Here is a 12413-nt window from a genome sequence, read left to right on the forward strand (position 1 = left end):
CCGGTCAGCCGGTCGGCGGATCGGGGTGGTGGGGCGAGCGGATCGAGGCGGCGGCTCGGCGGGTCGGTGTGGCGCCGCGGCCGGATCGGGGCGGCGCCTCGACTCAGCGGTCAGCCTTTGCGGACCGCCCGCAGCCACTCCTTGTTCATGGCGGCGATGGACGGGAGCGGGATGCCCTTCGGGCAGGCCGTGGCGCATTCGCCGGTCAGGGTGCACCCGCCGAAGCCCTCGTCGTCCATCGCGGCCACCATGTCCAGCACCCGGGACTCCCGCTCGGGCGAGCCCTGCGGGAGGACGTTGAGGTGGTTGACCTTGGCGGAGGTGAACAGCATCGCGGAGCCGTTGGGGCAGGCCGCCACGCAGGCCCCGCAGCCGATGCACTCGGCGTGCTCGAAGGCGAAGTCGGCGTCGGCCTTGGGCACTGCCGTGGCGTGCGCCTCGGGGGCTGCGCCGGTGGGGGCCGTGATGTAGCCGCCGGCCTGGATGATGCGGTCGAAGGCGCCGCGGTCGACGACGAGGTCCTTGACCACCGGGAAGGCGGAGGCCCGCCAGGGCTCGACGTCGATGGTGTCGCCGTCGGCGAAGGACCGCATGTGGAGCTGGCAGGTGGTTGTGCGCTCCGGGCCGTGGGCGTCGCCGTTGATGACGAGGCTGCACGCGCCGCAGATGCCCTCGCGGCAGTCGTGGTCGAAGGCGACCGGGTCCTCGCCGCGCAGGATGAGGTCCTCGTTGAGGGTGTCGAGCATCTCCAGGAAGGACATGTCCTTCGAGATGCCGTCGACCTCGTAGGAGGCCATGTGGCCGGGGGCGTCGGCGCCGCGCTGGCGCCAGACGCGCAGGGTGAGCTTCATGCGTAGCTCCGCTGGGTGGGGTGGACGTACTCGAAGACGAGGTCTTCCTTGTGCAGGACGGGGGCGGCGCCCGTGAACTCCCAGGCGGCGGCGTAGGAGAACTCCTCGTCGCGGCGTGCGGCCTCGCCGTCCGGGGTCTGGGACTCCTCGCGGAAGTGGCCGCCGCAGGATTCGGCGCGGTGGAGCGCGTCGAGGCACATCAGCTCGGCGAGTTCCAGGTAGTCGACGATGCGGTTGGCCTTCTCCAACGACTGGTTGAACTCCTCGCCGGTGCCGGGGACCTTGATGCGCCGCCAGAACTCCTCGCGGATCTCCGGGATCCGGCCGAGCGCCTTGCGCAGGCCCTCCTCGGTGCGGGCCATCCCGCAGTACTCCCACATGAGTTCGCCGATCTCGCGGTGGAAGGAGTCGGGGGTGCGGTCGCCGTCGACGGAGAGCAGCCTCGTGAGGCGCTCGCGGGTCTCCCGTACGGCCTCCCGGGCCTCGGGGTGGGTGTCGTCGACGGCCTCCTGGTGCGGGTGGCGGGCCAGGTAGTCGTTGATGGTGGCGGGCAGCACGAAGTAGCCGTCGGCGAGGCCCTGCATGAGGGCGGAGGCGCCGAGGCGGTTCGCGCCGTGGTCGGAGAAGTTGGCCTCGCCCACGGCGAAGAGGCCGGGGACGGTGGTCTGGAGGTCGTAGTCGACCCACAGGCCGCCCATCGTGTAGTGCACGGCCGGGTAAATCCGCATGGGGACCTCGTACGGGTTCTCCGCGGTGATCCGCTCGTACATCTCGAAGAGGTTGCCGTACTTCTCGGCGACCTTGTCCCGGCCCATGCGGCGGATGGCGTCGGCGAAGTCGAGGTAGACGCCCTGGCCGCCGGGGCCCACGCCGCGGCCCTCGTCGCAGACGTTCTTCGCGGCGCGCGAGGCGATGTCGCGGGGCACGAGGTTGCCGAAGGAGGGGTAGATCCGCTCGAGGTAGTAGTCGCGCTCGTCCTCGGGGATGTCGGCGGCGGGGCGGGTGTCGCCCTTGGCCTTGGGGACCCAGATGCGGCCGTCGTTGCGCAGGGACTCGCTCATCAGGGTGAGCTTGGACTGGTGGTCGCCGGTGCGCGGGATACAGGTGGGGTGGATCTGGGTGAAGCAGGGGTTGGCGAAGTAGGCGCCTCGCCGGTGCGCCCGCCAGACGGCGGTCGCGTTGGAGTTCATGGCGTTGGTGGAGAGGTAGAAGACGTTGCCGTAGCCGCCGCTCGCCAGCACCACCGCGTCGGCGTAGTGGGTGGAGATCTCGCCGGTGATCAGGTCGCGGGCCACGATGCCGCGGGCCACGCCGTCCACGGTGATCAAGTCGAGCATCTCGGTGCGCGCGTGCATCTCCACGTTGCCCGCGGCGATCTGCCGGGAGAGGGCCTGGTAGGCGCCGAGGAGCAGCTGCTGGCCGGTCTGGCCGCGGGCGTAGAAGGTGCGGGAGACCTGGACCCCGCCGAAGGAGCGGGTGTCGAGCAGGCCGCCGTATTCGCGGGCGAAGGGGACGCCCTGGGCGACGCACTGGTCGATGATCTCGACGGAGATCTGGGCGAGGCGGTGCACGTTGGACTCGCGGGCGCGGAAGTCCCCGCCCTTGACGGTGTCGTAGAAGAGGCGGTGCACCGAGTCGCCGTCGTTGCGGTAGTTCTTCGCGGCGTTGATCCCGCCCTGGGCGGCGATGGAGTGGGCGCGGCGCGGGGAGTCGGAGAAGCAGAACTGGACGACGTGGTAGCCCTGTTCGGCGAGGGTCGCGCCGGCGGATCCGCCGGCGAGGCCGGTGCCGACGACGATCACGGTGTGCTTGCGGCGGTTGGCCGGGTTGACGAGCTTGGCCTCGAAGCGGCGGCGGTCCCAGCGGTCCGCGATCGGGCCTTCGGGGGCCTTGGTGTCGGCGAGCGGTGCGCCGGTGCCGTAGCGGCTGTAGTCGTGTCCGAGGTCGCTCATGTCAGTTCACCACTCCGGTCATGACGGCCACGGGGACAGAGACGAAACCCGCGAAGAGGACGAGGGCCAGGGCGTTGGCCAGGAACTTCAGTGACCGCTCGCGCCGGGCGTTGCCCGCGCCGAGGGTCTGGGCGGCGCTCCAGAAGCCGTGCCGGACGTGCAGGCCGAGGGCCGCCATCGCCACGATGTAGATCGTGTTGCCGTACCAGGTGGAGAAGGTGGACAGGACGTTCTCGTACGGGTGGCCGGCCCAGGCGCGCTCGTTGACGGTGAGCGTGGTGAGGTCGAGCAGGTGCCAGACGATGAACAGGCCGAGGATGATGCCGCCCCAGCGCATGGTGCGGGTGGCATAGCTCGCCCGGCGGCGCTTGTGGGCGTACTTCACCGGGCGGGCCTGGATGCCGCGGCGGCTGAGCTGGTACGCGGAGACGGCGTGCGCGACGACCGCGGCGAGCAGCACCACGCGGACGATCCACAGGGCCCACTCGTAGTGCAGGAAGGGCGCGCCCAGGGTGCGCAGCCAGTGGGCGTAGCCGTTGAACTCCTCGGCCCCGAAGAAGATCTTGAGGTTGCCGAGCATGTGCACGACGAGGTAGCCGAGCATGACCAGGCCGGACACGGCCATCACGGACTTCTTGCCGACGGACGAGTCCCAGATCGTGCGCGTGGTGGACGGCCGTCGACCCGTCCGCGTTGCCAGAGCCATGTCTCGACCGTAAGGACGAAAGTCCCGAAAGGTCCAAGACATGATGGGGCTGATGTCCATAGGGAGTGGCTATGACGGCGTTATGCTGGGGTTCATGCAGTTCCAGCAGCTCCTCTACTTCGTCGCCGTCGCCGACACCCGGCACTTCACGCGGGCCGCGGAGCAGGTGCACGTGGCCCAGCCCTCGCTGTCCCAGCAGATCAAGGCGCTGGAGCGGGAGCTGGGCGCCGAGCTGTTCAGCCGGGCGCGGGGCAACATCGCGCTGACGGACGCGGGCGAGGCGCTGCTGCCGCTGGCCCGGCGGATCCTGGCGGACGCCGACACCGCGCGGCTGGAGGTGCAGGAGCTGGCCCAGCTGCGGCGCGGGCGGGTCCGGCTGGGTGCCACGCCCAGCGTCTGCACGGGCCTGCTGCCGGACGTGCTGCGCACCTTCCACCGCGCGCATCCGGGGATCGAGCTGCTGATCGAGGAGAGCGGTTCGCTCGATCTCGTACGGGAGCTGGCGCGCGGCGCCCTGGACCTGGCCCTGATCGCGCTGCCGCTGCCGCCGTCGGCTCCGGCGCTGACCACGGTGGAGCTGCTGACGGAGGACCTGGTGGTGGTCTCGTCGGCGGAGCTGCCGGCGCCGGGCGGGGGCGGGGCGCTGACCGTGTCCGGGCTGCGCGACGAGCCGATGGTGATGTTCCGGCACGGCTACGACGTGCGCGAGATGACGGTGGCGGCCTGTCGTGCGGAGGGCTTCGAGCCGGTGTTCACGGTGGAGGGCGGCGAGATGGACGCGGTCCTGGGCTTCGTCCGGGCAGGGCTGGGCATCGCCGTGGTCCCCGCGATGGTGGTGGACCGGGCGGGCCCCGGCCTGCGGGCGACCCCCCTGGCCGGCTCCCCGCTGCGGCGCACGATCGCGATGGCACACCGCACCGACGTGGCTCCCCCGCGTGCGGCGCGCGAGCTGAAGCGGATCCTGGTGGGCTGACGGGACTGCCGGGGCTGACGGGACTGCCGGGGCGGAGGAGACTGCCGGGGCGGACGCGGACGGCTCCGGCGGCCGGCCGTCAGCCCGCCGAGGCGGCGCCGGTGCGTATGGGCAACACCTGGTCGAGCCCGCCGGCCAGCATGCCGAACGCGGCCTCCGCGTCGGCCACGGCCGCCGGATGGGCTTCGTCGGCGCTCTGCCCTCCTTCGATCCGGCGCCAGTTCTCCCGGCCCAGCTCCCCCCGTGCCGTCACCAGGTGCAGCGCCGCCAGCCGGGCGGTGAGCGGCGGGGTGGACTCGGCTTCGAGGGCTTCGGTGAGCAGTTCGACCTCGCGGGCGGTATAGCGGGCGAGGCGGGCCTCCAGGCTGGCGGTGGAGAAGACCAGCCGCTCGAAGGCGAGGACCGCGGGGTGGTCGCAGAGCCCCGTGATCGGGTCGCGCCGGTCGAGGGCGGCCAGGAAGTGCTCCCGTACGGCGCCGACGGGACCCTGGCCGGCCGGTCTCTCGCTCACGATGCGCGCCGCCTCGTCCTGGTGGTCGGCGAAGCGGTCCAGCACCAGGTCCTCCTTGCTCGGGAAGTACCGGAACAGCGTGGGCTTGGAGACCTCCGCCGCCGCGGCGACATCGGCCACGGAGACGGCGTCGAAGCCGTGCTCCAGGAAGAGTTCGAGCGCCGTGGCCGTCAACCGTTGGCGCGTACGGAGCTTCTTGTTCTCGCGCAGACCCGTCGTATTGTCCATGCCTCACACCCTAGCACGGATTCGTTACCGGGTAAGTTTTTGGACCTGGTTATTTTCGTGACCGGGTTGCTTTTTTGTCGGGGAGCCGCTTTCCTTGAGTCATCGACACGATGAGAGGACTTCCGATGACCGACGTACTGATCGCGGGCTCCGGCCCCACCGGACTGACCCTGGCCTGCGAACTGGCCCTGCGCGGCCTCGCCGTCCGGATCCTGGAGCGGCGTGCCGGACCCCACCGCGAGTCCCGGGGCAAGGGGCTCAACCAGGGCAGCCTGGAGGTCTTCGCCCGGCTCGGCCTCGACGAGCGGCTCTCCAGGGCCGGGACCTGCGACCTGATCCTGCGCAAGTACTTCGACGGCGCCCACATCAGCGACACCCCGGCCGGCGGCGGCCTGCTGATCGGCCAGTGGCAGGTCGAGGAGGCCCTCCGCGAGCGGCTGGCCGGGCTCGGCGTCCTGATCGAGTACGAGGCGGAGGTGGTGGGGATCGCCCAGGACGCCGGCGGGGTCACCGCGCGGCTGGCCGACGGCCGTTCGGTCCGCGCCGGGTACGCCGCGGGATGCGACGGCGGCCACAGCTCGGTCCGCGAGCTCCTCGCCATCCCCTTCGAGGGGCACACGGAGGAGCAGCCGTCGATGGTGGTCGGTGACGTCAGGGCTCCGGGTCTGAGCCGGGACTACTGGCACCAGTGGTTCACCTCGGACGGCGGCGGGATACTGCTCTGCCCGATACCGGGGTCGGAGGTCTTCCAACTCCAGTCCGCGCCCGAGGCGGACGAGCGGGGAGAGCCGCTGCCGCCGTCGCTGGAGGGCTTCCAGCGGCTCTTCGACCGGTACGCCGGGGTGCCGGGGATCCGGCTCGCGGATGCCACCTGGCTCTCGTCGTGGCGGGCCAACGTCCGCAAGGCCGCCCGGATGCGCGAGGGCCGGGTCTTCCTAGCCGGGGACGCGGCGCACGTCCATCCGATAGCCGGCGGGCTCGGTATGAACACCGGGATCCAGGACGCGGCCGCGCTCGCCCGGACCCTCGCCGCCGCCGTCACCGGCCCGGCTCAGGGAGGCGTGCTCGACGCCTACGAGGCCGAGCGGCTGCCGGTGGCGGCCGAGGTGCTGGCCGACACCAGCCGGCGGATGGAGCGGGTGATGGCGGCGGTCCGTGAGCCGGGGCGCGGGACGGAGGCGGGCATGAACTGACCGGCCCGCGTCAGGAAGGTGTGGGCACGGCGTCCGAGAGCGAGAGGGTGTGGATCCGGTCGGGGGCGCCCGGGCGGGCGTAGTACCAGCCCTGGGCGGTGTCGCAGCCGAGGTCGCGCAGCTGGGCGGCCTGGGCTCCGGTCTCCACGCCCTCCACGGTGACGGCGAGTTCGAGGCTGTGGGCCAGGGCGACGATCCCCTCCACGATCTTGACGTCGACCGGGTTGGCCGGGCTCTGCTGCATCCCCTGGGTGAAGGAGCGGTCCAGCTTCAGGACGCTGACCGGCAGGCGGCGCAGGTTGGCCAGGTTCGAGTAGCCGGTGCCGAAGTCGTCCAGGGCGATGTCCACGCCGAGCGCGGCGAGCCGTCGCAGCGGTTCGAGGAGTTCGTCATCGGCGCCTATCAGGGCCGACTCGGTCACCTCCAGGCACAGCGCGCCCGGGGCGAGGCCCGACTTCTCCAGTACGGCGACGGTGTCGGCGACGAGGCCGGGGTGGTGCAGCTGGGTCGGCGAGAGGTTGACGTTGATCCGCAGGGAGGAGCCGCCGTGCTGGCGCTGCCAGTTGCGGGCCTGGCGGACGGCCTCTTCCAGGACCCAGCGGCCGAGCGGCACGATCAGCCCGGTCCGTTCGGCGAGCGGGATGAAGCGGTCCGGGCCGAGCACCCCGTACTGCGGGTGCGACCAGCGCACCAGCGCCTCCGCACCGTGCACGCTGCCGTCGTGCATGTGGACCAGCGGCTGGTACTCGATGAAGAACTCGCCGCGCTCCAGCGCCGCCGGCAGGGCGTTGGTCAGGCCGTGGCGGGTGATGGCCCGGGCGTCGGCCTCGGCGTCGGCGAATTCGAAGCGGTTGCCGCCGGCCGCCTTGGCCCGGTACATCGTGATGTCCGCGCTGCGCAGCACCTCCGCGGGGGTGCGCTCGCGGGCCGGGCCCTCGACGATGCCGATGCTGCCCCGGACCGTCAGTTCGCGGCCCTGCAGCCGGATCGGCGTCGACAGTGCGGACAGGATGCGGACCGCCAGGTCGGTCACCTCCTGCTCGGTGTCGGGGCCGGTGGTCAGGGCCACGAACTCGTCCCCGCCGAGCCGGGCGACCACCTCGCCGGGGCCGGTCGCGCAGCTCTGCAGCCGGTCCGCGACCTCCACCAGCAGCCGGTCCCCCGCCGAGTGGCCGAGGCTGTCGTTGACCGCCTTGAACCCGTCGAGGTCCAGGTAGCACAGGCCGAAGCGGCTGGCCCCGGGCCCGCTCAGGGCCTTCTCCAGCCGTTCGAAGAAGAGCGTCCGGTTGGGCAGGCCGGTGAGGGCGTCGTGGGTCGCCTCGTAGCGCAGGCGCAGGTTCAGCAGCCGGCGTTCGGTGGTGTCCTCCATCAGCGCCAGCTGATAGCGCGGCGCACCGTCGGCGTCGCGCAGCAGCGACACCGTCAGGTTGGTCCATAGCACGGTGCCGTCGTGCCGGTAGTACGGCTTCTCCACGCGAAAGTTCTCGCGCTCCCCGCGCACCAGCTCCCCGTGCATCCGCCAGACGTGCGGGGTGTCGTCCGGGTGTCCCCACTCGCTGACCTTGCGGCCGCGGACGTGCCCTTCCAGGCCGCCGAACATCTGCAGCAGCGCGTCGTTGACCTCGAGGATGTTCCCCTCCAGGTCGGCGATGCCGATGCCGACGGCCGCGCCCTCGAAGACCGCCCGGAAGCGCTCCTCGCTCGCGTGCAGGGCCTGCTGGGCGTCGATGCGGGCGGTCAGCGCCGAACGGGCGATGGCCTCCTGCTCCTTGAGGGTGCGCTCGCGCAGGGCCCGGGCGAAGCCCGCGGCGATCCCGTGCTGGAGGCGGGCGCAGCGGGCCCGGTACTCCTCGGTGTCCTCCGCGCCGGAGCCGACACCGGGCCCCCCGGGCCAGCCGGGCCCGCAGTAGAGCACCAGGTACGACTCGATCACCCCGAGGGTGCCCGACAGCGCTTCGGGGTCGGTGCAGTGCACGGCGACGAGCTCCGCGCCGACCCGCTGGGCCACGGCGGCGTCGAAGGGGCGGGCGTGCAGGGCCTCGGCGAGCGTCCGGGTGAGGGGGAGCAGGTGCCGTTCGAACTCGGGGCGGGTCAGCGAGGTCGCCGTGACCGGAAAGATCGCCCGGCCCCAGATGGTCGCGAAGCGGGCGATCCGGTCCTCGATACCGCCTTTGGGGACCGCCGGCGGTTCCGGAGCCGCGGCCTTGGCCGCGCCGGCCCCGGGGGCCGGCGCTCCGGCGGGCGCCGCGGCGCCGTCCGGCGCACCCGCCGTCTGTGCGGGAAGTCTCACGCCTTGCGTCCCACGCCGCCGTAGCCCGAGAAGGCGTACGGGTCCTCGGGAACCGCACCCTCCTCCGGGGAGTCGGCACGGTCCGGCCGCCAGTCGGGCATGGACACCAGACCGGGCTCCAGCATCTCGAACCCGTCGAAGAACCCGCGGATCTGCTCGCCGCTGCGCATGACGAGGGGGTTGCGGATGTCCCGGTAGACGCCGACGGTGCCGCCCGCGACCTCCTCCGAGAGCGGGATCCCCTCGAACGAGGCGTGCGTGAGGACCAGCAGGCTGCCGGGGGCCAGCGCGTCGCGCAGTTCGGCCACGGCGGCGTACGGGTCGTCCGTGTCCTCCAGGAAGTGCAGGACGGCGACGAGCAGCAGCGCGACGGGCCGTTCGAGGTCGAGCAGCCGGGTGACCTCAGGGGCGGCCAGGATGTCCCGCGGCTTGCGGAGGTCGGCGGCGACGACACCGCTGCGCTCGTCGCCCGCGAGTACGGCCTGGCTGTGCGCGACGGCGACCGGGTCGTGGTCGACGTAGACCACGCGCGCCTCCGGGCTGGCCGCCTGGGCTATCTCGTGGACATTGCCGAAGGTGGGGATGCCGGAGCCGATGTCGAGGAACTGCGTGACGCCCTCGGCGACCGCGTGCCGGACGGTGCGGCGCATGAATGCCCGGTTGGCTTGCATGATCTTGGGCAGGCCCGGCATGAATTCCATGGCGCGGCGGGCCGCCTGGCGGTCGACCTCGAAATTGTGGGACCCGCCCAGGTAGTAATCGTAGATGCGGGACACGCTCGGCACCGATATGTCGATGCCTGGCGGGGCCCAGGCGGGGCGCTCCATCGGGGTCTCCAAGCGTTGTTCCTGCGGTGGTCCGTCAGCGGTCGGACTCCTGTCCGAGCCGAATGTACTGATCATTGCCCAACGGGGCGAGCAAAAGCGGAAATTGGCGATCCGTTCTTCGTCACACACCAAACACGTCTGCCGGCCCTGTCCGGGAGAATGATCGATACCGACACATCCCTTTTGGGAATTGCGCGATGAGCGCCCGGAGTCGCCCGCCGGGCGACTCGCGAGTGGCTCAAACCTTTCCGGTCGGCACACCACCCGTTCAGGCGAACCGGGCCGGACCCTCGCGCGCGCGGGCGGGCGCGAGCCCATGCTCGCCGGGTGAACAAAGCCTGTGCCAGACGTCTGATGGCGGTCCCGGTCCTGCTGTGGGCGGCCCTGGCCGTGACACCGGCCGTGGCTGATAGCCACCCCTACGCGACGACCGGCTCCGGCGACGGCGGTGCCGCGCGCGCCCTGGTCGCGCCGGTCTCCGGCGGTGGCCGCGGAGGCGACCCGGGTGGCGGACATCACGGCGGACATCGCGACAGCCGACAGGAAGGCCGGCAGGAAGGCCGGTCCGGCGGCGGCTCCGGAGGAGGCCCGTCCGACGGGCGCGGAGGACGCGACGGACACGGAGGCCACGGCGGACACGGGGGACACGGAGGTCATGGCGGGCACGGGGGTCACGGCGGACACCACTGCCCGCCACCGCCGCCGCCTCCCCCGCCCTGTCCGCCGAAGCCCGCTCCCTCCCCGCCCCCGCCGCCCCCGAAGCCCACGCCGCCGCCCAAGCCCACTCCCCCTCCGCCCCCGGCCCCACCGCCCAAGCCCACTCCGCCGCCACCCCCTCCACCGCCGCCGCCCCCGCCCAAACCGGCGCCGAAACCCGTACCGAAGCCCGTGCCGAAGGCCCTCCCGCCGAAACCGGCGCCCCCCGCCCCCGCCCCGCCCCCGGTGGTCAGGCCACCCGAGCCCACCCCCGCGGCGCCACCGCCCGTGACCAAGCCGGTGGCCCGGCCCTCGTACCGCGCACCCGCCCGCAAGCCGGTCGAACACCACATCTCACCGGTGACCTTCACCCTGCTGACCGCGGCTCCCGCGGTGCTCGCGATCGTCGCGCTGCGCCCCCGGTAGCACTTGCGCCCCACCCGTAACCGATTGGGAGTCATCTTGTCGGAATGGCTCGTCCTGACCCTCGCGATGGCCGCGGCCTGTGCCGTGGTGCTGTCCATCGCCTTCATCAACCACCGCAGGATCGGCGAGGACGACGATCCGAGCGAAACCCCGGACGTCATCGAGTACATGACGATGATGATCGGGGTGATCTACGCGATCGTGCTGGGCCTGGCGATCGCCGGCGTCTGGGAGGGCCGCGGTGCCGCCCAGGAGTTCGTGCGCCAGGAGGCACAGGCCCTGCACGAGATCAGCGTCCGCTCCGAGGTCTACCCGGCCGAGGTCCGCAAGAAGATCCGCTCCGACGTCGACGCGTACGTGACGTACGTGGTGGACACCGAGTGGCGGGAGATGACCGAGCACGGCCGGCTCACGGACCGCGGCGGCGAACTGCTGGAGCGGATCCGCCGGGACGTCACCGACTACGAGCCGCAGACCGACCACGAAGGGCAGGCGTACCAGCCGCTGGTCGACCAGGTCGCCGTCGCGGACGACGCCCGCGGTGCGCGCGGGCTGGGCGCCGGAGCCACGATGCCGGGGGTGGTGTGGTTCGGGCTCATCGCCGGAGCCCTGGTGACGGTCGGTCTGATCTTCACCCTGCAGATCCGGCGCTCCTTCCGGGAGCTGCTGCTGGCCGGTCTGTTCAGTGCGCTGATCGCCTTCCTGCTGTTCCTCATCTGGGACTTCGACGCGCCGTTCGGGCGGGGCATCTCGGCCACCGCCGAACCGTTCCTCTCCCAGTTCCCGCATCTGGGTCTCCGGGACTGAGGCCCCTGCCGGACACCGCCAGAGGGCGCCGGACACCGCCGGAGGCCGTCGGCGAACGGGCTGCGGCAAACCGGGGACGGGCCTCCCGTCCCCGGTTCGGCCCAGTCCCATGCCCCATTCGCCCGTTCCTGATCGCGGGCCACGGCACCCGCACCTAGCGTGGCGGACATCGAGGCGCACGAACCCCCACGTGCGGAAACCCCTTCCGCGGCTGCTCCTCGGGGATCCGGAGAATCAACCATGGGTGCGATACGTACCTCCGCCACAGCCCTGCTGAGCGCCGGCGCCACGGGCGCCGTACTCGCGCTCGGCGCCCTCGGCACGACCGCCGCGACCGCCGCAGAAGCCCGGCAGGTCACCTCGTTCGGCTTCTCCATCACTCCATCCACGGTCGCTCCTGGCGGCCAGACGGTCCTCGCGGTCACCGGCTGCACCGCCGCCTACGCCACCGCCTCCTCCGGGGTCTTCGACACCGTGAGCATCGCCCGTGGCCAGACCGTACGGGTCACCGTGGACCGGGACGCCCGGCGCGGAGCCGTGTACTCCGTCTCCTTCACCTGCAACGGCGAGACCGGCTCGGCCGATCTGACGATCGCGGGCGGCACGACCAGGCCGACCACCAGTTCCACGCGCACGGCCACCCCCAACGCCACCGTCACCACCTCCGCCCGCGGTGTGCAGGGCGGCCTCGGCGGCAGTGTGGCCGGTATGGATCCGGTGCAACTCGGCGCGGGCGCGGCCCTCTTCCTCGCCGCCGCGGCCGGCACCGCGTACTCCCTGCGCCGCCGCGGCAGCCGTCGCGGCCACTGAACCCGCCCGGCACCGTCGGTGAACCCGCCCGTCATCCCCTGGCGTCCGTGCCCCCGGATCGCCGGCAGCCGGTCGGCCCGCGGGCCGGCGCAGGCCCCGGGGCGCCCGCCGGGGGGGGGGCTTACCGGCTGAGACCCCCCCCA

General features: G+C 72.3%; 11 protein-coding genes. 5 read left to right on the forward strand and 6 right to left on the reverse strand.

The window, feature by feature from the left end; all coding sequences use genetic code 11:
* Positions 1-110 precede the first annotated feature (110 nt).
* From ACFWP3_RS18165 to ACFWP3_RS18175, 3 genes are read right to left on the reverse strand one after another with little or no spacing between them, the layout of a single operon-like run.
* Complete coding sequence (locus ACFWP3_RS18165; RefSeq protein ID WP_384221871.1) at positions 111-851, reverse strand: succinate dehydrogenase/fumarate reductase iron-sulfur subunit; 741 nt, start codon at positions 849-851, stop codon at positions 111-113.
* Entirely contained in the window at positions 848-2803 is a 1956-nt protein-coding gene (locus ACFWP3_RS18170; RefSeq protein ID WP_384221873.1) for a fumarate reductase/succinate dehydrogenase flavoprotein subunit, read from the reverse strand. The genes ACFWP3_RS18165 and ACFWP3_RS18170 overlap by 4 nt, the downstream gene beginning before the upstream one ends.
* A 1-nt stretch (position 2804) precedes the next feature.
* Positions 2805-3509, reverse strand: a complete 705-nt coding sequence (locus ACFWP3_RS18175; protein ID WP_384221875.1) for a succinate dehydrogenase — start codon at positions 3507-3509, stop codon at positions 2805-2807.
* Between the two features lie 94 nt (positions 3510-3603).
* On the opposite strand from ACFWP3_RS18175, the gene ACFWP3_RS18180 reads away from it, so the two are divergent.
* Positions 3604-4482 (forward strand): LysR family transcriptional regulator, encoded by an 879-nt coding sequence (locus tag ACFWP3_RS18180; protein WP_384221877.1) that lies wholly within the window; start codon positions 3604-3606, stop codon positions 4480-4482.
* A 79-nt stretch (positions 4483-4561) separates the two neighbouring features.
* Here the strand turns inward: ACFWP3_RS18180 and ACFWP3_RS18185 are convergent, their stop codons facing one another.
* Positions 4562-5221, reverse strand: coding sequence for a TetR/AcrR family transcriptional regulator (locus ACFWP3_RS18185; RefSeq protein WP_384221879.1), 660 nt, complete (start codon positions 5219-5221; stop codon positions 4562-4564).
* Between the two features lie 125 nt (positions 5222-5346).
* On the opposite strand from ACFWP3_RS18185, the gene ACFWP3_RS18190 reads away from it, so the two are divergent.
* On the forward strand, positions 5347-6414 hold the full coding sequence (locus tag ACFWP3_RS18190; RefSeq protein WP_384221881.1) for an FAD-dependent monooxygenase: 1068 nt from the start codon (positions 5347-5349) through the stop codon (positions 6412-6414).
* 10 nt (positions 6415-6424) lie between these two features.
* On the opposite strand, the gene ACFWP3_RS18195 is transcribed toward ACFWP3_RS18190, so the two are convergent.
* Together ACFWP3_RS18195 and ACFWP3_RS18200 are read right to left on the reverse strand one after the other, a co-directional pair.
* Positions 6425-8704, reverse strand: a complete 2280-nt coding sequence (locus ACFWP3_RS18195) for a putative bifunctional diguanylate cyclase/phosphodiesterase (RefSeq protein WP_384221883.1) — start codon at positions 8702-8704, stop codon at positions 6425-6427.
* Complete coding sequence (locus ACFWP3_RS18200) at positions 8701-9531, reverse strand: SAM-dependent methyltransferase (protein ID WP_384221899.1); 831 nt, start codon at positions 9529-9531, stop codon at positions 8701-8703. The genes ACFWP3_RS18195 and ACFWP3_RS18200 overlap by 4 nt, the downstream gene beginning before the upstream one ends.
* Positions 9532-10515: 984 nt before the next feature.
* Here ACFWP3_RS18200 and ACFWP3_RS18205 point away from each other — a divergent pair.
* The 3 genes from ACFWP3_RS18205 (at position 10516) to ACFWP3_RS18215 (ending at position 12270) form a co-directional block, all read left to right on the forward strand.
* Positions 10516-10653 (forward strand): hypothetical protein, encoded by a 138-nt coding sequence (locus ACFWP3_RS18205; protein ID WP_384221885.1) that lies wholly within the window; start codon positions 10516-10518, stop codon positions 10651-10653.
* A 36-nt stretch (positions 10654-10689) separates the two neighbouring features.
* Complete coding sequence (locus tag ACFWP3_RS18210) at positions 10690-11460, forward strand: hypothetical protein (protein WP_384221887.1); 771 nt, start codon at positions 10690-10692, stop codon at positions 11458-11460.
* 240 nt (positions 11461-11700) lie between these two features.
* Positions 11701-12270: a hypothetical protein gene (locus tag ACFWP3_RS18215; protein WP_384221889.1), complete on the forward strand. Its 570-nt coding sequence runs from the start codon at positions 11701-11703 to the stop codon at positions 12268-12270.
* Positions 12271-12413 lie beyond the last annotated feature (143 nt).

Source organism: Streptomyces sp. NPDC058525, from assembly GCF_042719495.1.
In the GTDB taxonomy this organism is placed as follows: domain Bacteria; phylum Actinomycetota; class Actinomycetes; order Streptomycetales; family Streptomycetaceae; genus Streptomyces.

Excerpts from the sequence above, each read along its gene's own strand:
- ACFWP3_RS18165 (WP_384221871.1), bottom strand. The coding sequence starts at position 851 with ATGAAGCTCACCCTGCGCGTCTGGCGCCAGCGCGGCGCCGACGCCCCC.
- ACFWP3_RS18170 (WP_384221873.1), bottom strand. The coding sequence starts at position 2,803 with ATGAGCGACCTCGGACACGACTACAGCCGCTACGGCACCGGCGCACCG.
- ACFWP3_RS18175 (WP_384221875.1), bottom strand. The coding sequence starts at position 3,509 with ATGGCTCTGGCAACGCGGACGGGTCGACGGCCGTCCACCACGCGCACG.
- ACFWP3_RS18180 (WP_384221877.1), top strand. The coding sequence starts at position 3,604 with ATGCAGTTCCAGCAGCTCCTCTACTTCGTCGCCGTCGCCGACACCCGG.
- ACFWP3_RS18185 (WP_384221879.1), bottom strand. The coding sequence starts at position 5,221 with ATGGACAATACGACGGGTCTGCGCGAGAACAAGAAGCTCCGTACGCGC.
- ACFWP3_RS18190 (WP_384221881.1), top strand. The coding sequence starts at position 5,347 with ATGACCGACGTACTGATCGCGGGCTCCGGCCCCACCGGACTGACCCTG.
- ACFWP3_RS18200 (WP_384221899.1), bottom strand. The coding sequence starts at position 9,531 with ATGGAGCGCCCCGCCTGGGCCCCGCCAGGCATCGACATATCGGTGCCG.
- ACFWP3_RS18215 (WP_384221889.1), top strand. The coding sequence starts at position 11,701 with ATGGGTGCGATACGTACCTCCGCCACAGCCCTGCTGAGCGCCGGCGCC.